We start from the raw sequence: 19,615 nt of genomic DNA, 5'->3' as shown, positions 1-19,615 counted from the left end.
GAACGTTTTATCCTCCTTATGGGCTATTGGTGAATTACTTCACTGTAGCTTAGGAGGTGGTATTGGATATGTTTGATACTTTTATAAAGTGTATATCAGTTGTTTATATAATTAGATTAATTCTAAAACATAATCTTTTTATACATCATTTAAAAATTAAGATTAAATTTCTTGGTCTTGATATAGAAGTTAAAAGCAAAGAAAAAAGTGCTCCATCCTCACAAGATTAGCACCTTTTCTTAATTAAACTTATTAATTTCATCCAATAGCCCTAAAACAAAATAAATGTTCTAAGACTTTGCTTAGTGTTGACGCACTAAGCTTTTCTTATTTATATTATATCAAATTCTTATAAAAAATAAACCTATAAAATTTTTTATTTAAAAAATTTTAATTTCAATAACATAAATTGGAATTTAGGTGACGCTCTAAATCTTTGATTTAGTCAGCGGAACTTACTCCTACGAAGGAATGTGAGTAGTGAGTTTCCTTTAAATATAAGTAGTACCCTTGTATAAATAAGGTATAATAATACTTTCTTTATCTGAATACAATAAAAATCAAAACTACTCAAAAAACTTTCCCTTATAAAAATTCTCATTTTCAAGTTTCTTTGCCGTAAGCCTGAACATGACACAACCATCTGGACATACAATATCTTTGCTATATTTACTAGTTCCGCCGATATTCTCTAAATCTCCACCACTTCTGACAGCCTCCATTATTGGAAACATAATCATCATGACTTTGGAGCAAATACCCTGTCCATCAGCATTAACAGGACAACCATAGGTGCAAGTATACTTATCTCCAATTTCCTCGCCATTTCGGCAATAATGCTCTGTGTGGTCGCTACACAGAAACCCTATTACCTCGATTTCCCATTCATACTCCTCATCATACCATTTTTTCATAATAAACCTCCAACCTCAAATTTGTTTTCTCATTGTTTATAAGTAATCTCCGATACAAATTCGCATTTGTCTTGCACTTAAAAATTAATTATTTTTATTATAACATATTTTGTAAAAATAAGATTACTTGTAATACAGTTTTTGCAAATAAAAATAGCCTTAACCAAGTAAAATGAATGGTTAAGACTAATTTTTGCATTTATAAGTAAACTCCTTCTTACACTTGTTCAAAGGAGTAAGTTCGCCTAGCCAAATATAAAATTTGGAGGCTTACTTATGGTATAGTTCACCTTCCCGTAAGTAAAAATCGACACCCCTCCAATATGTACTATAACCAGATTATTCTCCATTGCAAATTTTCATTATATTTTCTTACAAAAGCTAGTAATACCTCATATCTTTTACTAACTATTTTATAATTTAATAAATTGGAATCTATCTACTTTGTATTATGCTTATTTTCTTTATTTCAATAATGCCATTACAATATAAGGAGGTGATACCATAAAACACAATCATCATAGCTGTTCCTGTATCACCTATTATGGGCGGTAATATAGATAACTCTAGTATATTCCATTAATGCTTTTATTATTAACCTTAATGCATTATAATATTTCTCTTATATTACAGCAAGGACAATTCCGACGGTGAGTACACAGACCATTTTCACTAATCCCTTTAACCATTTATTTTTCTGTATCACTGGAAGTTTTTCCACAACAAAGCACAATACTAAAAACCCAAGGGCAAGCCAAATCGGAAACAATTTGTAAATCACTGATCCACTAGTAAAATAAGCTATTACAAGCAGGGAAATAAAACAACCGATACCAGCAGCTAATATAGCAGTTTTATATATTTTTTCATTAACTTTATTCCGCATTTGAATGTACCTCCTCCAGATATTCTTTTATATACTGTTGTACTATATTAGAACCCCAGAATTCATTATGTTTGATGTCTTCAATGGTTTCAAATCTGACACCGCATTGATAAGCTTTTGACAACCGTACTGAACTTTCATACCTTACCATCTCATCACTTTTAGAAGCAAGTAACATGGGCTGCACAGTTATCTGTTCTGCAAACTGAACTGACTCCATAGGAAATGCAACCAAAAGCCGCATTGGCCCATAAAAAACACCTGCAAATTGATTATAAAGATCATATCCATCTGCATAGGGTGCTATTAATAAAAGCCCCCTACTATTTCGCTCAGATGCCACATAATTTGCTACACCAGTTCCAATGCTATAACCCATAAGCACAATGTTATCAGCATCTACATCCTCTCTCTCTGAAAGGGCTTCAAAAGCTGCAATTCCCATTTCTTTTAATGAACTTTCTGAAGGAGGAGTACCTTTGCTCTTTCCATAACCTGGATAATCAATTATTGCAATATTATATTCTGAAAACAGCTCTTGTAAATTCTCCTTTTCCAAAATCGTAAGCATTCTTGTTGATGCATTTTCTCCATTTCCACCATAATAAATGACAAGTGGTGCTTTACCAGAACCATTATGTAGAAACCAACCACCTAACTCATAACTTTCTTTTTGAATTTTCAGCTCTTCTACCTGTTCATATTTCTGCAATTTATCATATGATTCTTTATCAAAATGAGGGTAAAACAACTGAGTGGGTGCTAGTGTATAAATGCTGGCACCGCCAAACATAATCCCACTGACTACTGCTAGTAGGATACTGACACTAATTTTGACTTTCTTTCCTTTGTGTTTTATCATATTGAGGCTAAGGAAATATATTGCCGCTACCACAATTGATATGATTAAAATTCCAAATGCAATGTTTTGTGCCCTCTCACTTCCCAGATAACTTATAAGTATCGCACAGTCAGTCATAATAATTCCACAAATCACGTTATTCTTTATATTGTTCCATGATACTTTCTTTACATTAAGAAGTTCCATATAATCCTCCTTTTCTGAATGCAACGTCAAATAAATATTCCCATATTTTCAGCCTGAAATAGCATTGTATCATCTGCTATATTGTTTATAATGTACATCTGAAAAAGGTAATTCTATAATACTATTTAATTTTTTCTTATATCTCATCAATGCAGTATCTTTAATAATCTTTCTAGTTGAGTAATAATCAAGTTCATACAATTCAATCTTCTCTATTGGAATTCCTGTTGAATCACAATACTTCTTTAGAATATTATTGAATCTCTCAGAATATTTAATATATTCATCAGGATAAAGAAATTCCTTCATCTTAGTAAATTCACTAAACTCACTATTTAAAAATTCTATTTATTTCATAAATGCTAAATATATTTCTTTCTATTTAGAAATAGTAGTTACACCCTAACAATTTAAATTAATATGTAAATTATAACATATTTTTATTGATTTTTATATTATATCCAAAATAATACAGAGCAGAATACTCTTTCGTTTTTTCTTCATAACGTTAATATGAAAGTGAAATTGACATTTACAGTTTGTCCCGCATTTCAATCTTTTTCAAGCAATCTTCTCTCTATGATCCTTTTTTACAAAAAGGCATGTTCATATACTTTAAATTGATATAGGAACGTACCTTACTTCATGCTACTAGATATATTACTATTTTCTCAAAAAATTATAATATAAGCCAATGATTCTTATAACCTCATTGGCTTACTTCCTAGTTTTATAATTATAACCTATTTATTTTAGTTCTCCACAGATACGCTTCTCCGTAACTACTATAAGTGGAATTTTTCCATTTTATTCTTGTGTATATATTCTACATAAAAGGAAACTCACTATTTACATAGGTTCAAAGGAGTAAGTTCAATTAACTAAATCATAGGTTTAGAATTTCACTTATGGTATAATTCTAAAGTATTATTTAGTAAATTCTTAATGGGTGGCTATGGTCAGGAAGTTAATACAAAAGAAAAGAAGCACCTCATTAAAAATTAGTGCTTCATTCTTAATTAATATCCTACAAAAATAAATTTATATATTATATTTTAAAATAGAAACTCATTTTCCCAATCAAAATCTCCAGATTCTTCACAACATAATGGCCAATGGCTGCACCATTCTGGAACACTAGGCTTTTCTACTCTGTCCACGCTTGGAGTATAAGGTTTCAAATCTAAAATACTACTATCATTCATCGCATCAATGTAAGTAATATAAACTATCCCTTTTTCATAATCTATATGTGTTACTTGAGTAATAGACAACGCTATCGGATTAGGTCTTTCAGGTGATCTAGTTGAAAAAACCCCCAACTTTTCAGGTGCCTTTTTATAAGGTTTATTCACTTCTAAAATGCTTCTGCTACTACTGTTATCACATTTATCAAACCACCACAATACATCAATGTGACTAAAAGATTCTAATCCCTGCAATCCTTTTATATACTCCTTGTTAATTTGAAGAAACATATTTTCTCCTTCAATTTTAATCTTACCAATTTCTTTTAATTCCATAATTAATACCTCCTATTTATCTTATAAATAGATAATAAGCCCTCACATAATGTGAGAGTCAATATAATTATTTTAATGGAATTATTACAATGTATTTAAAATTTTTTTCTTCAAATTCTTTTATTGCACTATCTATCTTATCTATTCACTGTTTTTCTATAGCTATTTCTTTATTAATCTGTATTTTCTTTTTTTCCAATTCCTCTAATATGTCTACCTAATTACATCTTTGTATTATATCTTTTATTTCTAATGTAGTGAATTTAGTATCTCTTAATAAAACAATTTTTTGAAGCACTGGTATCTGTTCTGCAGAATACATTCTATATCCTGTAAATAAATCGACCTTTACAGGTTTTAATAATCCAATTTCATCATAGGCTTGTGTCAAGCAATAGACTAAACTTTTCTAAACGCCTTGCAAATACGCCAAAAACCCAACAATAAACTGCTTAATGTTGGGTTTCAGAAAACTAAGTTGAAAAATATTGATAATAAAGTAGTAGTGTTTTTGGGCTATCGAGTTAGAAAGTGCTTATTCTCTACGGGTATATTTGGCGGAATTATGTTTTTAATATATCTCGCCATATCACTTGCATTAATTCACTCCTCATTTTTGTTACTGTACTTTGCTGTATACCATAGGGATATATCGTATCTCGTTTGTGGTTTCTTCAGGAGCAATGTCCACAAAACCTAATCGGTGATACACCTCAACTGCATAAGGCGACGAATTCACTGTGATTTCTTTTGCGGTGCTGTTTTCTAATACAATCTGAAACAGCTTTTTTCCTATTCCCTGTCTATGGTGCTTTCCATCCACAAAGAATAGAGCGATATGGTTCCCCTTATTTCTCGTTGCAATTACTCCTAAAAGGGTTTCACTATCATAAGCACCATACATATTCAAGCTATCTAAAAAATCGTTATTATAGATTGCCGTGCGCTTGAAGGTCTCCACACCTTCCACGGAATAATCAGGGGCTTCAAACTGCATAAATACAGCCGAAACTAATTGAATGGCGGTATCTCTTTGATTTCTATCTATCTTTTTAATTTCCAATACAAGACCTCCCTGCAGATGCAGATTAGATACTAGACACTGCTATTTATTTGTAAACAATACAATTAACAAAGTAGTACTCATAAAAATCTTTTCCCTCCGTTATGTTTATGGTTTTATTTTAGTCTGGCTTTCATTCAAACACAAAACCACAAAATGCTATATGAACCGCCCAATTTAGTGTATCCTTCCCAAAGCTCATGGCTATCCTTGCAGGCGTAGTATTGTTATATATAATTATATCTTACATAAATCATTTGGTAAATCATTCAAATTCAAAAATTCCTCAACCACATTATAACTTATGGCAGAGGAACTTTATATTCTACGTATTATCTCTTATTTTCAATTATCCAATTTTAGTAAAAATCTCATTTACTTATAGCAAACTCCTTCTTACATTTGTTCAAAGGAGTAAGTTCGTCTACCCAAATATAAAATTTGGAGGCTTACTTATGGTACAGTTCACCGTAACTACTATAAGTGGGATTTTTCCATTTTATACCCCTATATTTATTCTACATAATTATGGTATAATTCTAAAGTACAAATTAAGAATTCCGTAGTGGATGGCTACGGGGGTTTTGAACGTTTTATCCTCCTTATGGGCTATTGGTGAATTACTTCACTGTAGCTTAGGAGGTGGTATTGGATATGCTAGAATTAACTATAAAAAGCTTTGTTACTATTTATATTATTAAATTAGTTTTAAAACATAATCTTTTTATTTCTAAGTTAATTATCAAGATTAAATTTCTTGGTATTCATATAGAACTTAATGGCAAAGAGAAAAAGCACCCATCCTCCAATGATTAGTGCTTTAACTCTTAATTAAATATCTATTTAATTCATCCAATAGCCCTAAAACAAAATAAATGTTCTAAGACTTTGCTTAGTGTTGACGCACTAAGCTTTTCTTATTTATATTATATCAAATTCTTATAAAAAATAAACCTATAAAATTTTTTATTTAAAAAATTTTAATTTCAATAACATAAATTGGAATTTAAGTGACGCTCTAAATCTTTGATTTAGTCAGCGGAACTTACTCCTACGAAAGAATGTGAGTAGTGAGTTTCCTTTAAATATAATGATTAATTACTAAATCACATATTTTATTATACTATTTGGAAAGTAATCTTTTATATGCAAATGAAAAAACTCCTTCATTTCAGATAACTGCTCCTTAGAATATATATATTTACCATACCCAAATTGTCCATATTTAAACTTTCTATCTTCATCCTTCATTGGCAAAGTAGTTTCGGGAAATATTTCAAGTATTCGATTTTTAGCCTTAGTTGTATATCTATGAGAAATAACCTCAAATATAACTTGTTCATTAAATTCATTAGGTAATTTATATTTTATGCTTTCAATTAAATCCTTATATTCCTTTTGCCAATTATTATAAAGAAAAACAGGAGCAATTATAAATCCTATTTTGTACCCAGCCTTAGCTACCTTTACAGCAGCTTCAATTCTTGTATCACTAGAGGCAGTATGGTGTTCATAAGTATTTATAATTCTAGGTGTATTTATACTAAACCTTATCTCAGTTTGATTATTATGATTTGCATCTAATAAAGTATCTACATCATTATATTTAGTTACAAATCTGAATCTTCCTTTTTCTTCTTTTCCTATAAATTCTATTGTCTTTTTTAAAGCATTAGTATACGGTTCAAGTGGAATAGGATCTGATGTAGCGGCGCCTTCAAAAATAGTTATTTGAGGTAACCTTTCATCTATATATTGTTTTGCTTTATCCAAAATATCATCAATGTTAGTAAAGACCCTTACAAAAGGTTTATCTCCTAATTGTGTATTTAAATAGCAATATTCACAACTTCCCATACATCCACTAACTAATGGTAATTGATAATTAGCAGATGGTTTACAAGTTTGAAATTTCAAACTTTTACGCTCACCTACAACTAGTGTTTGTTTTCCAGATCTATACTGTTCAAATAAATTATCTCCAGGTATATGAGTTTTAATTTTATTAGAACTTGTATTTATAATTTCAACATTTTTATTATCTTTTAATCTATTATAAATATTTTTACCAATTTCAGTATCTAATGATCCTTTTTCAAAGATAACTCTTTTAGGAATAAACATTTTTCACCTCATAATTTTATATTTTTAATCAATTTATTTTTAGGTTTTGCAAATCTTGAATAAAAATACATGATTAAACAAAAAAATATTGTTTAAAAATAAAGGTTAAAATGGATGAAATGATAGACTACTTATAAGAGATGATAATTATGAAAAAATAATTATTAATGATTCAAAAATAATAATTACTCATATTAATATAAGCATTGATATAATTCATTTTATTGATACCATACTCACCTGAAGTATTATCTTGAAATAATGGTATATGTGGGGGATAAAAAGTAAATATCATAAACATAAATATTAATACAACGAAAAATACTATAACAATGCTTGAGTTAATACCTTTGCCATACTTATAAAAGTGTAGAGCAAGTAATTGACCAAATATAATTGCAAGAAATAAAATTATAATATCTATTACCAAAAGTTCTATTCCAAATGCTTCAGTGTAAAAATAGTAAAGCATAGGAATTGTTAATAATGAAGTAATAAGAGCTACAAATGCACTTTGAAACCATTTGTTTTTGTTAATACAATGCTGCCTACCTTTAAAGCAGTAATAAAGTACCCACCACAAAATTACAGGTATTAACACCATTTTCGAATGTTCCCATATGCTTTCATTTACAGGAGTAAATAGACCTACTATAGGATTATTTTTAGATAAATCATACGCAAAGTGCATCATTGATCCTATAATAAATAATATAGGTATACCTTTTAAAATATATTTTTCTGGAGAGGATAAATCTCTATACTTCATATTTTGCCTCCTTATGAATTTATATTATATAATATTCATAAGATTTTATAATAGTACAACTAATAAATTTTCACTTTAACTTTAACATATATCCTCTATAATTTTAAAATCTATAACATTATGAGCAAATTCATAACTATCCTCATATAACTCTTTGTTTAATTTTGCAAGTAACTTTACATTATCAAGAGTACATTTAATAAGCTCCATTAACCCCACTCCTTTTGGATGTCAATACTATTTATATTATTAGATTAGTTTTGAAACATAATCTTTTTATTTCTAAGTTAATTATCAAGATTAAATTTCTTGGTATTCATATAGAACTTAATGGCAAAGAGAAAAAGCACCCATCCGACAAAGAATAGTGCTTCACTCTTAATTAAATCTTTATTTAATTCATCCAATAGCCCTAAAACAAAATAAATATTCTAAGACTTTGCTTAGTGTTGACGCACTAAGCTTTTCTTATTTATATTATATCAAATTTTTATAAAAAATAAACATATATAATTATTGTATTAAAAAATTTCTATATGACTAATATATAAATTGAAGTTTATCAAATTACATAATATGCATTTGTATCATCCATTTTAATTATTACATTACATCATAGTGTATCACTGTAGTTTTTCAAATTGATTTTATTGCTTCTTCATATGTGATTTCAAAAATATTATCTGCTATTTTATAATAAAAATCATCTTTCATAACACCAAAGAAATATTTTACAGCATCCTCATATGTCATCCTTGAAGTTTCTTCTAAATCACAATTTTCATCTGTGTAAGAACCATTTCTATTATTCCATTGAAGAAATTTAGTTATAGCAATACGTCCTTTATTTTTATTCATAGATCTACATAACCTCCATCATAATATATCTCATTCAATATTATAATATATATTTATATACTGCTTAAGATACGCAATGCATCCAATGCCATTGCCTTAACATGAGGTTTTATATTATCATTGCTCTCTATTTCTTCTTTAGTAAACCAATATAGTTCTTTACTTTCGCCTTTCTGTGGCTTAACTTCATTAGTTAATGATTTTGAAAAATATATAAAATCTATATTTTCAATTTCATGCCCTACATTCTCAAGAAGTGTATGCATAGGAGTGTGTAATTGTACTACTCTTCCTAAGCTTAATTCAGTATCCCTATTATACAATTCAACTCTAAGCCCTGATTCTTCATATACTTCTCTAAGTGCAGTTTCATGAGGAACTTCATTTTCATTCATCTTTCCACCTAAAGGAAATAATGTGTTGTAGTTTTTATGTTTATGTAATAAAACTTTATCCTCATAAATTACATAAACTGATGATGTTATTGTTCTATTTATTATCATTATTTTCTCCTTAATCTCTCAACTTTAAATATGTACAAGCACTATTATTTTAAATATAATCTAAGTATACTTAAAATTAGGGGGGATTACTATAAATACATTATTTGAAAAAGAGATTATTCAATCAAGTCACCAATATTATATATCAAAACTGTCAAATTCCGTTGAATATTTTTTTCACCTAAATCCTGATTTAAATAGAATACCTAATTCAATATCGGACATATTGTTAGTTTTGGAAAGGTTATTTAGCAGAGCTATAGAAAATGATTTTACTTCTCTTTCTATAATAAACTATATGCACAACAATTTAACTGATGAAGCTAAAGCCAAACGTAAAGTAACAGCTAGAGACATTGAAGATTTTATAGCTGACCTTTTTTCTGGTACTGTTACGGATGAAGAAGTTAGGCGAAATTTCCCTACATATCCAATTAATGAAAATTCTTCTGCAATGGAATTTGTAAACTCATATGTTGCAAGTAACTATAGAGAAAAATGTGATATTGAATTTGATAATTCTTATAAATTATCAATAAAAAGTTTTGTGATAGATACTAAAGAAATTAATTGTGGTTCTTTTGCTAGAGAAGCTTTATTTAAAGACATAGTTACAAATTATGGAGGTGAAAGAAAAAATGGTTTAGGCTCTAAAGGTCAATTTTTATCTCTATTTGAACAAATCGAAAATGATGGAAAATGGAATGACTTTACTAAACGTTTTACTTATATGACCGAAAACATATTTAAAGATGATTTGTTAATATTTATAAAAGGTGGAAATAGTGTAGATGTTTATCTAGTTGATAGCTCTAATTTTAAAAATACTTTAATTTCAGCAGTTTCAGCAGGTCCTAAATATGCAGTTTCTGTCTTAAATAGATATGAAGGGAATTCTCTAAGAATTGAACGTGATATATTTTTATCACCTGAAATTAGTACTCATATTGGCTTGAATTTCAATAAAACAAATGAACACATTTTAAATAAAATTGATACAGACTTCCAGAATCTTAAAGATTCAACATTAAATTTTGTATCATCCACTGATGCATCAATAGATAACTATGATAATTTAATTTCTCTGTTTGATTTATCATATAGAAAAACTATTTTAGAGTTATTATCTATAAAGTCAGCACCTATTAATACAAATGCATTAACTACAGATTTTCATACAAATATCATAGATATGTATACTTCGAATAAATTATCAATTATTGAAATGAAGCAAAAAAAACATGGAAAATCTTATCAAATAGTTAGAAATTTATAATTAAAATATTGGTTATATATAACACTATTTTAGCATAATAACTCTACATTATTATTAGATTATTCTAATATTGAAATAATATTTCTAAACTTAATAGGACAAGTATCGTATACTATTTATTGAAACAAGTGTTAAGGGAGGAAATATTATGGCTAAAAATTCAATTAAATTAAATGACCTAATCGGTCTTTCACTTAATCACTTTATTGAAAAAACAGATGGGATGTCATATTCTAAACGAGCTCTTTTATGGTTTAAAGTTAATTTAAATAAAAAAGTAACATCTAGTGAATTAGCTCAAATACCAGGTAAAGGTGGAAATCCTATTTCTCATAATATGAGAAGGATATTTGAACTTAGAGACGAACAAGGATATGATATAGTAAATTGGAAAGATAACGAAAGAACTAATCTAAATCTTAAAGTAGATGAATGGGTTCTTTTATCTCTTGAGCCAATTGAAGAAAATATTCGTAGTAGAGGGGTAAATAAACGAATTGCTTTTGAAGTGTTTTCTAGAGACCATTTTACTTGTCAAACATGTGGTAGAACACCTCAAGATGACGACCCATTTAAACCAGGTCATAAAGTAACTTTGCACGTTGGTCATATTATAGCACATAAGAGTAACCACAACGGAGATAATAAAGAATTAACAGCTGATGATTTTATTACAATGTGCAATGTATGTAATGAAGGTGCTAAGAATAGTGATATACCTACTATTACTTTATTAGATAGAGTTAAAGCGTCTTCCGTAAACGAGAAACAAGCTATCTATGATTTCTTGAAGAATTCTCTTAATTAAAAAATAGAGACACAAAACTGCGTCTCTATTTATATTAATTCTAGTGGTAATATTTTAGCTATGTTATATGCCATAAGTACAGGTACTGCATTACCTATTTGTCTGTAACATGCTGAATTTGAACCTAGAAAATGAAAGTTATCTGGGAAAGTCTGTATTCTTGCAACTTCCCTTACTGATAATCTTCTATGTTGTAATGGATGTGGAATTATTAATGGTCCACCTGTACCACTACCTCTTCCCATTATTGTTGGTGCATATCTATCCCAATCAGTTGCTCTATTACCTACTCTATTATTAATATTTACTCTACATAAACTTCCAGTATGATTTAATACTTCTTGATTATCAGGTTCAAAATCTTGTGGTAAATCACTTATAGCATCTCTTAATGTTTGTATCCTGTATAAAATATTATCATCATTTCTTAAGTAATGCCTATTTCTATCCAAATCATTATTAAGCCATAGATTATATAAGCGATTGACTTTTTGCCATGATGTTACATTCTCTTCAATATTACTATCTTTTGAGTGTGTTGGAGCTACATATAATGTTTTCTTAGATTTTCTTGCTGGTGCAACTTGTTGTGGTATTATATATATATCCGTTAAGTCATTTCTTACTCCAACAATTATAACCCTTTCTCGATTTTGAGGAACACCAAAATTATAAGCATTTAATACATCATAACATACAGTATATCCAGCTCCTTCTAAGTCCTCAATAATCATATCTAAAACTTCTCCACCCTCAATATTTTCTAGTCCTTTAACATTTTCTAAAACGAAAAAACTAGGTCTTTTTATTGTTATAATTCTTAACAGCTCTAAATATAAAAAGTTTCTTTCATCATCATTCATATTTCTATTCACATTAGCTATTGAGAAACCTTGACAAGGAAATCCTCCAATAACTATATCTCCATCAGGTATAAGTTGATTTATCTCTTCATCACGTATATTCAATATTTGTGTTATATCTCCCAAAGTACTTTCATGCCCTAAGTGTCTACCTATATTTTCATTATAAGTATTAACTGCATCTCTATCAAAATCATTAGACCAAACAACCTCATGTCCTGCTAATGTAAATCCTAAATCCATTCCTCCTGCTCCAGAGAAAAATGATATAACTCTCACTTTACATCTTCCTTTCTTGCATCTTTTTACATTAATAATAAGTTTATCAAACATTAGTTCTATAGTAAATATTATTTTATTTAATATTTATTTTTCGACATTCTTTATTATATACTAATTAAATAAAGATACCAACCCAATGCCAGTACCTTTAAAACTTTACTCTATTATATCATTTTTTATTAATATTTCTTAATCCTATCTTATCCAAAACCTCATTTATTTACGATACGGTTCTCCGCACCGTAAGTCAAACACTTCCCCTCTTACAGTGTAAATATTTTAATTTCCATTTCAAATTTTGATTATATTTTTCTTTAAAAATAAGATAGGCTTTTAAAACTATCCTGTTATTTGTATCTCTTAACTCCCTATACATATAATAGTTTTTATGCCATCATCATTTCTATCCTATCGCTTTCAATATATTCACCTGCACAAATTGGAATTTGTTTAATTAAGCGTTTCAACTTTACTCATACTCAATATCAAAGGTTATCGGATAATGGTCTGAACACTCTATTTCCTCATGTACAGTACACCCTGTATATTTAGACACACCTTTCATATTCACAAATATGTGATCAATAGGAGTAACCCGATACTTACAACGCCTAGTATTTTTGTTACAAATGCATGTATATTCTTTCAGTATACCGTTGAACACATCCCTATTCTCAGATTCTTCATAATCACCGGCGTTGAAATCACCTAAAATAATATTTGAATGACAACTATTTAATGATTCCAGATAATTTTTGTTGTCTTTGCCATTGAATGCATGAATGCCCGTTATTACTATGTTTTTATCTTTATATCGTACAGTGACTGTGCGATTGCTATTAAAGCAGTCACAATACGACTTGGTTATTAAACCTTTTTTTGCTATTGCGATTGTCATCATTATTTGTTTACCTTCGTTATATATGACATCATATTCAGCATTTGGAAAATCCTTATTTAATTCAGAATAAAGAGTATGTTCCTTCCAATTTTCATTACTCAAATATGGTATCTCTTGTAAAAAACAAATTGCATTCCTTTTTTCCAAAAATCCCTTAACTACATTAATTACTGACCTGTATTTCTTACATATTGGCATTAAGGTCTTTTCAACATAAAGTTCTGTATTCCACGTCATGATATATATTTTTTCCATTGACTCGCCTCACAAATTCTGATTTGTACATTGCATTGTTTATAAATTTTCTTCATAATTTAATAATAAGCAACTCAATAAATTAGAATTTTCTGTTCTAAAAACAAAAGTTAGTTTACTTACTCAACCGTATCTTCGTTAATAAAATCCATCCTATTGTCAATTAGCATTTGTAAATAATCATCAAAACTATCTGCTATCACTTGAATTTCATCGGGATCATGCAAAAATCTTACAACTTGCCCCTTAATTCCTTTTACAGAAGGTGAAAAATCAATAAACAGCTGTGATGTGCCACCATTATTCATACAATCTGAAAAATGTAACCATTTCATGTTATTTGCACAATCTGTAATTCTTTCATCTCCTTCAACATCATCACTATATTCACGATTAACGTAGTCAGCATAGAAGTCGACTGCCTCATTCTTGCTCTCCAAAATTTGATTTACTGAAAGCAGATAATATGGATACTCATTAACATCAGAACCAAGAATATAAAAAGTAATTTTTTCTCCTTCATATTCCCTCCAATACGTTCCATCCACATATTCAAGAAGTTTTACTAAGGAATCTGGAACATTAGGATACTCCTCTTTCAATTTGTTAATATCTTCTTTGCTCGCACCATGCATAACTCTTTCAAAATAATCCCAACTCTTTTTTCCATCATTATCATAGTATGCTTTTTTTAATCTATTTACATATTCTTCAATAATTTTCATTGTATTTTTCTCCAATCACATATTAATTGATACTTGTTAAAAAAATTTATTTTTCAAACCAACAAATTACTATTTACCTTATAATTAAAAGTTTAATTATCATTTATTTGAGTCTTTTAATTATAACATATTTTGGATTTCAATGCCTAAGGCTATAAACCTCATTTACTTATGGTACGCTTCACCTTATCAGTTGCAAGTTAGGTTTTTTTAATATAAGTCAAATCCCCCATATTCTTCAAATGACTCCATGATTAATTCAACATACCAATTTCTCTTAATCTCATTCTTACTAATAGCTAAATTAAATTCTTCTGGGTAATTATATGCAAAAATAGTAATTGCACTATTTATAGTTTCTTCTTCTAAATCTTCATTTTTAATTATTTCTTTTAATAATTTATCGCTATTATCTATACTTGCTATTATAGCTTCTACACATTGTCCTATTGTTCCACGTTCAATACCATTTTCATCGATTACATTTAATATTTTTATTACTTCATTAATATTTAATTTATTAATTATATCTCTAGCATACTCCCTTGTTTCCTTTGAAAAATTCAACTGTCCCCATAAATCACCATGCCCCGGTATATATGAAAGATAAAATATAATTTCACTTATTAAATCATAATCAGTAGTTTTTCTAAACACATCAATTAACTTATCCCAAGTTTCCTTTTTATAAGCATACCTTTTAGCCAATGAGTTAACTCCAATATATATTTCATCAATATTTTCAGTTTCTAAAAGATTACTGGCTTCCTCATAACTTATTTCAGGCAATGTATTTTTGACATCACATTTAAAATATTTATTAAAGGATTCCATATCAAACTTATTAATAGATTTTATTTTAAATTTTATTATATTTAACTTTCCAGATTCTATATTAATTCTATTCTCATTTAAATATTGTTTTATATCTACCCAATATGCTACATTATCATTTAAAATATATACTATACCATAAACAGGCATGCAATAATTTTTCCAATATTCATAATGATTTTCAATAGGAATAATACACTCATTTTTTCTTCTATTTACATAACTTTCTCCTGTTTTAATTTGTACTGCTATACATTTCCCTATAGGTATCCTATTCTCTGTAAACTCGATTATTGCATCAATTCCCATATCATTCTCTTGCTCTATTTTGTTAAAATAGCAATCACATCTATCAACGATATCTGTTACATAATTAACTCCTAATTTTCCTTTCTTAATTTTATCATTGTATTTTATCATTAAATCCCCATCCACTATTAATTCTCAATAAAGTAATCACTGTCTATCTTTTTAACTTCATATATCATTTCTGTTGATACTCCAACATTAAATTCAATCATGTATTGTGCTAACTGCATTCCATCAATCAAAACTATATTTTTTGTATTTATAGTCTTAACATACTCTCTAGCTTCTCTTGTAAAATTTGAAGTTGTTATAAAAACTCCTTTGTTTGCACCAGGAGTATCTAAAGCTCCAGAAAACTTTTGAATCTCTGGTCTCCCAACAACAATATCTCTCCATCTTTTTGCTTGAATGTATATGTTATCTAGACCTAATCTATCTTCATTTATTATTCCATCTATCCCCTCATCACCTGTTCTTCTAGTTGCTCTTCCTGCTTCTTCTCTTGAACCACCATATCCCATTTTTATTAATAATTCTATTACTACTTTTTCAAAAAACTCAAATGAACATGATTTTATTTTTTCAAGTATTTCGTCAGCTAATGAAGCCCTCAAACTTTCAAATGCAACTGCCATCTCTTCTGATGGTGTTCTTTCGTTTAATAGACCTTCATTATTTTCGCTATTACTCTCATTTCTATTACTAGCGTTAATAAAATCATTGAAGCTATTATATCTTAATAAATCTTTTGACTTTAACTCTAAAGGACTTTCCTGTAATAAATCTAATCCTAATTGAGTAATCTTTATTGTCCCTCTTCTAGGTGCTTCCACTAATCCAGCTTTTTTCATATAAGTTTTAGCCCAGTTTACTCTATCATAAAATATTTTCTTTTTACCACTTGGTAGAAGCTCCCTTAATTCTTCTTCTGTAACATTTAACCTCTCAGCTAATCTATCTATACATTCTCTATTTGTATAAGTATTTTCATCTCTTAATAACTCCAACAAAGGTAACATTAATTTTTCATAAGTGGGTATTGCCATATTCATTCTCCTTTTATCAACTTTCATATATATTTACTTGACTCTTAACTATTACTATAATTATACCATTTTAGATTATACATTTAGGGTGTTTAATTAATTTACCTACCAATAATTATCATCATCTTTAAAATCAATATCATATAAATTCTCACTATACTTTTCTTCAAGAATTTCATCATTTTTTTGTTTAATTGGATTTAACCAATCTGATTTTTTCTTTGCCCAGTCTATATATTTTAAAACTCTATCCTTCTTATTATTATCTTCAATATTTATCACTACTTCTTCTAGTCCTAATATATATTCATCTATTAGCTTTGAAGCTCTATAATTTTCTGCACATTCTTTTAACTCATTTAATTTCTCCAACTCATATTCCTCTCTCTTTTTTCTTTTCATTCTCTCAATTTCTTTTTTGCTTTGTTCTTCCGCTTCTAATTTTCTTCTCTCGCTAATTACTCTGTAAATTTCAGCTGTATCTATAATTGTAATTATAAAGTCACCTATCATTTCCTCTATTTTTTTATTCTCTAAATCTCTCCAATTCTTTTTTGGTGCTCTATACTCATCTATAAATAATGATAGCTCTCCTGAGTATTTATAATCATACGTTGGACTCCAATAGGACTCATTATTAGATTTTATATGATTCGTTCTAATAAGCTTTTCCTTTAATCCTATCTTTACTTCCTCCCCATTTATACAAACTTTAGTATACTTATGTCCACTTTTAATTTTATATCTTAACCCTTCAACAGTTTTTAGTATTACATCAAAAATCCTTAATGCTCTATTTTGATTCTCTTTTGATACTTTTATATTGACATTATTTGCTCTACCATCACTAAGCATATCCCTATCATTTCTATAAATTTTGCACTCTTTTATAAGATAATGTGGCTTATATAATCTTTCTCGCACTTCTATTTTTTCACATACACTCAACACATTATTTTTATCTTTATCTATCATATGTTTCAATCTATCTTCAATTTTATAACTTGAATTTTTTCTAAGTTCATTTTTTTGTATAATCACTTTACCCCTACCATCAAATTTGGGTAATGGAATTTTTTTAGGATTAGAGCCATTTCTAACTTTCATCCAAAATCCACTTTGAGGAATTGGGACATTTAAACTTCTGCAATGTTTCCTAAGTGTAGCCTCTGATAGTCCATATTTAATAGCCAATTCTTTCATTTTAATACTCCATACTTCCTCATATAATTTTTCTCTTTCCAAAACTATAGTCATCATCATCTACCACCTTTAAAAATATTTATCCCAATTAATTTTTAAACTATAATAATTACCATCTTCCCATTCCCCATTACAACTCTCTATTCCTATCTTAATCATATCATCTTTACATAATTTTCTAAATTACTACATTTAAATTTAATGTTTTTATTCCAATATTTCTTAACATAAATGAAGAAGGAGTATCTTTCACAGATACTCCCTCTTCATTGCTTAAATAGTTTATTAAGTTATCATCTAATTTAATCTTAATTGAATCAATTTCTCTTAGCTCATTAACTGTTATTTCAGAAATTATTATATGTAGTAACTTATTTTATTGCTCTCTTGTTGAACTTTCACTTAATACCTTAATAAAGTTTTCTAAAACACTTTTAATTAACTCTTTTAATAACATTAATTGTTTGCGTACCTAGATGCATCTATATTTATTGTGGTACTAAAACTTTAATACTTAATAATTTAAGTCTATTCGCAAAACTGGAATTTAAGTGACGCTCTAAATCTTCGATTTATCTAGCGGAACTTACTCCTACGTAGAGTAGCGAAGTAGGAGTTTCCTTTAGTTTATGATACTATAAATGCCTATATATCAAGTTTTTTATCATTATTTATAAATGAAACACCTACTCCATTTCATTACGTAGGTGTAAGTTCGACTGACCAAATATAAAATTTGGACTCTCACCTAAATTCAAATTTACATATAAGCCCCTTATAAGCCCCTTACAAGGGCTTTCACAATAATAATAATAATAATAATAATAATAATAATAATAATAACAATAAGAAGAAGAAGAAGAAGAAAAAAAATATCCTTATTAACATTATGGATTTATAGATTTAATTTAATTTAATTTTAGTTCCTTTTCCATAAAGTACTTTTCATTTGTTATGGGATAGCCCCTTTGCACATATACTGTTTTGTATCCATGTTTTGAATAAAATGGTTTTGCCTGAAAGTTCATGGTAGTTAAAAATGCCATGTTACATTTATTTTCTAGTCCTATCTTTTCAGCTTCATGTAATAGTTTTTTACCTAAACCTTTTCCACGCTGTTCATCCTTAATCCATAAAAAATCAATTTCTAACCATTGTCCAACAATTGTACATACAATTCCTCCAACTAATTCCTTATCTTCATCAATTTCTGAAATCGTAAAATTTGGTTCATCTTTTATTTCAAAAAACTTGGAATTATAATCTTGCAATTTTCTTCGAATTTTTAGTATATCTTCTTCAGAGGGTGTTAAATTTAATATTTGAGTCATAATATTCACTCCTTATATTATTCACAAGTAAGCTTAATTTAGCCTAATAACTGTTTTATATGGTAATTATATCATATATTTCACTCTCAACATT

23 protein-coding genes are annotated in these 19,615 nt (G+C 28.3%); 4 read left to right on the top strand and 19 right to left on the bottom strand.

The genetic code is table 11. The features are described 5' to 3' along the window. Window positions 1-68 precede the first annotated feature (68 nt). Window positions 69-230 carry a hypothetical protein gene (locus KQI89_RS15220; RefSeq protein WP_167403014.1) on the top strand — a complete coding sequence of 54 codons (162 nt, stop codon included), beginning with the start codon at window positions 69-71 and terminating at the stop codon, window positions 228-230. 336 nt (window positions 231-566) lie between these two features. On the opposite strand, the gene KQI89_RS15215 is transcribed toward KQI89_RS15220, so the two are convergent. The 7 genes from KQI89_RS15215 to KQI89_RS15185 all read right to left on the bottom strand — a co-directional run bounded on the left by KQI89_RS15215 (window position 567) and on the right by KQI89_RS15185 (window position 5,434). Then, window positions 567-914 (bottom strand): TIGR04076 family protein, encoded by a 348-nt coding sequence (locus tag KQI89_RS15215; protein ID WP_216457783.1) that lies wholly within the window; start codon window positions 912-914, stop codon window positions 567-569. Between the two features lie 622 nt (window positions 915-1,536). Then, complete coding sequence (locus KQI89_RS15210) at window positions 1,537-1,800, bottom strand: hypothetical protein (protein WP_216457782.1); 264 nt, start codon at window positions 1,798-1,800, stop codon at window positions 1,537-1,539. Further along, window positions 1,790-2,848 (bottom strand): alpha/beta hydrolase, encoded by a 1,059-nt coding sequence (locus tag KQI89_RS15205; RefSeq protein ID WP_216457781.1) that lies wholly within the window; start codon window positions 2,846-2,848, stop codon window positions 1,790-1,792. The genes KQI89_RS15210 and KQI89_RS15205 overlap by 11 nt, the downstream gene beginning before the upstream one ends. 69 nt (window positions 2,849-2,917) lie before the next feature. Next, window positions 2,918-3,157 carry a hypothetical protein gene (locus KQI89_RS15200; protein WP_216457780.1) on the bottom strand — a complete coding sequence of 80 codons (240 nt, stop codon included), beginning with the start codon at window positions 3,155-3,157 and terminating at the stop codon, window positions 2,918-2,920. A 746-nt stretch (window positions 3,158-3,903) separates the two neighbouring features. After that, window positions 3,904-4,371, bottom strand: a complete 468-nt coding sequence (gene tsaA, locus KQI89_RS15195; RefSeq protein WP_216457779.1) for a tRNA (N6-threonylcarbamoyladenosine(37)-N6)-methyltransferase TrmO — start codon at window positions 4,369-4,371, stop codon at window positions 3,904-3,906. 217 nt (window positions 4,372-4,588) lie between these two features. Beyond that, window positions 4,589-4,762, bottom strand: a complete 174-nt coding sequence (locus tag KQI89_RS17795; RefSeq protein WP_246583137.1) for a MerR family transcriptional regulator — start codon at window positions 4,760-4,762, stop codon at window positions 4,589-4,591. Window positions 4,763-4,990: 228 nt separating this feature from the next. Then, window positions 4,991-5,434: a GNAT family N-acetyltransferase gene (locus tag KQI89_RS15185; RefSeq protein WP_246583136.1), complete on the bottom strand. Its 444-nt coding sequence runs from the start codon at window positions 5,432-5,434 to the stop codon at window positions 4,991-4,993. A 654-nt stretch (window positions 5,435-6,088) separates the two neighbouring features. Between KQI89_RS15185 and KQI89_RS15180 the strand changes: the two genes are divergently transcribed. Continuing rightward, window positions 6,089-6,250, top strand: a complete 162-nt coding sequence (locus KQI89_RS15180) for a hypothetical protein (RefSeq protein ID WP_216457793.1) — start codon at window positions 6,089-6,091, stop codon at window positions 6,248-6,250. Between the two features lie 285 nt (window positions 6,251-6,535). On the opposite strand, the gene splB is transcribed toward KQI89_RS15180, so the two are convergent. The 5 genes from splB to KQI89_RS15160 form a co-directional block, all read right to left on the bottom strand. Beyond that, window positions 6,536-7,558, bottom strand: a complete 1,023-nt coding sequence (gene splB / locus KQI89_RS15175; RefSeq protein WP_216457778.1) for a spore photoproduct lyase — start codon at window positions 7,556-7,558, stop codon at window positions 6,536-6,538. 172 nt (window positions 7,559-7,730) lie between these two features. Then, entirely contained in the window at window positions 7,731-8,327 is a 597-nt protein-coding gene (locus KQI89_RS15170) for a DUF6512 family protein (protein ID WP_216457777.1), read from the bottom strand. Between the two features lie 81 nt (window positions 8,328-8,408). Then, window positions 8,409-8,537, bottom strand: coding sequence for a hypothetical protein (locus tag KQI89_RS17950; RefSeq protein ID WP_281418331.1), 129 nt, complete (start codon window positions 8,535-8,537; stop codon window positions 8,409-8,411). Window positions 8,538-8,963: 426 nt separating this feature from the next. Continuing rightward, complete coding sequence (locus tag KQI89_RS15165; RefSeq protein ID WP_425514093.1) at window positions 8,964-9,185, bottom strand: hypothetical protein; 222 nt, start codon at window positions 9,183-9,185, stop codon at window positions 8,964-8,966. A 53-nt stretch (window positions 9,186-9,238) separates the two neighbouring features. After that, complete coding sequence (locus KQI89_RS15160) at window positions 9,239-9,688, bottom strand: NUDIX domain-containing protein (protein ID WP_216457776.1); 450 nt, start codon at window positions 9,686-9,688, stop codon at window positions 9,239-9,241. Between the two features lie 235 nt (window positions 9,689-9,923). Here KQI89_RS15160 and KQI89_RS15155 point away from each other — a divergent pair, with 235 nt between their 5' ends. Beyond that, entirely contained in the window at window positions 9,924-10,964 is a 1,041-nt protein-coding gene (locus tag KQI89_RS15155; protein ID WP_216457775.1) for a hypothetical protein, read from the top strand. Between the two features lie 148 nt (window positions 10,965-11,112). Further along, window positions 11,113-11,772: an HNH endonuclease gene (locus tag KQI89_RS15150; RefSeq protein WP_216457774.1), complete on the top strand. Its 660-nt coding sequence runs from the start codon at window positions 11,113-11,115 to the stop codon at window positions 11,770-11,772. Window positions 11,773-11,801: 29 nt separating this feature from the next. Here the strand turns inward: KQI89_RS15150 and KQI89_RS15145 are convergent, their stop codons facing one another. From KQI89_RS15145 to KQI89_RS15115, 7 genes are all read right to left on the bottom strand, one after another. Then, the gene (locus tag KQI89_RS15145) at window positions 11,802-12,914 is read right to left on the bottom strand and encodes a DNA cytosine methyltransferase (RefSeq protein WP_216457773.1); all 1,113 of its coding nucleotides are present in this window, start codon (window positions 12,912-12,914) and stop codon (window positions 11,802-11,804) included. Between the two features lie 472 nt (window positions 12,915-13,386). Beyond that, the gene (locus KQI89_RS15140) at window positions 13,387-14,055 is read right to left on the bottom strand and encodes an exonuclease/endonuclease/phosphatase family protein (protein ID WP_216457772.1); all 669 of its coding nucleotides are present in this window, start codon (window positions 14,053-14,055) and stop codon (window positions 13,387-13,389) included. 137 nt (window positions 14,056-14,192) lie between these two features. Next, window positions 14,193-14,798: an SMI1/KNR4 family protein gene (locus KQI89_RS15135; RefSeq protein WP_216457771.1), complete on the bottom strand. Its 606-nt coding sequence runs from the start codon at window positions 14,796-14,798 to the stop codon at window positions 14,193-14,195. A gap of 210 nt (window positions 14,799-15,008) precedes the next feature. Further along, window positions 15,009-16,052: a DUF4365 domain-containing protein gene (locus KQI89_RS15130; protein ID WP_216457770.1), complete on the bottom strand. Its 1,044-nt coding sequence runs from the start codon at window positions 16,050-16,052 to the stop codon at window positions 15,009-15,011. 17 nt (window positions 16,053-16,069) lie between these two features. After that, entirely contained in the window at window positions 16,070-16,987 is a 918-nt protein-coding gene (locus KQI89_RS15125) for a restriction endonuclease (protein WP_216457769.1), read from the bottom strand. A gap of 105 nt (window positions 16,988-17,092) precedes the next feature. Beyond that, on the bottom strand, window positions 17,093-18,244 hold the full coding sequence (locus KQI89_RS15120) for a hypothetical protein (RefSeq protein WP_216457792.1): 1,152 nt from the start codon (window positions 18,242-18,244) through the stop codon (window positions 17,093-17,095). Between the two features lie 854 nt (window positions 18,245-19,098). Beyond that, a complete protein-coding gene (locus tag KQI89_RS15115; RefSeq protein ID WP_216457768.1) occupies window positions 19,099-19,521 on the bottom strand; it encodes a GNAT family N-acetyltransferase in 423 nt (140 codons plus the stop codon). Between the last annotated feature and the right edge of the window lie 94 nt (window positions 19,522-19,615).

This window comes from Clostridium simiarum (genome assembly GCF_018919175.1).
GTDB lineage: Bacteria > Bacillota > Clostridia > Clostridiales > Clostridiaceae > Clostridium_L > Clostridium_L simiarum.
This window is presented reverse-complemented; position numbering and strand designations above follow the sequence as displayed.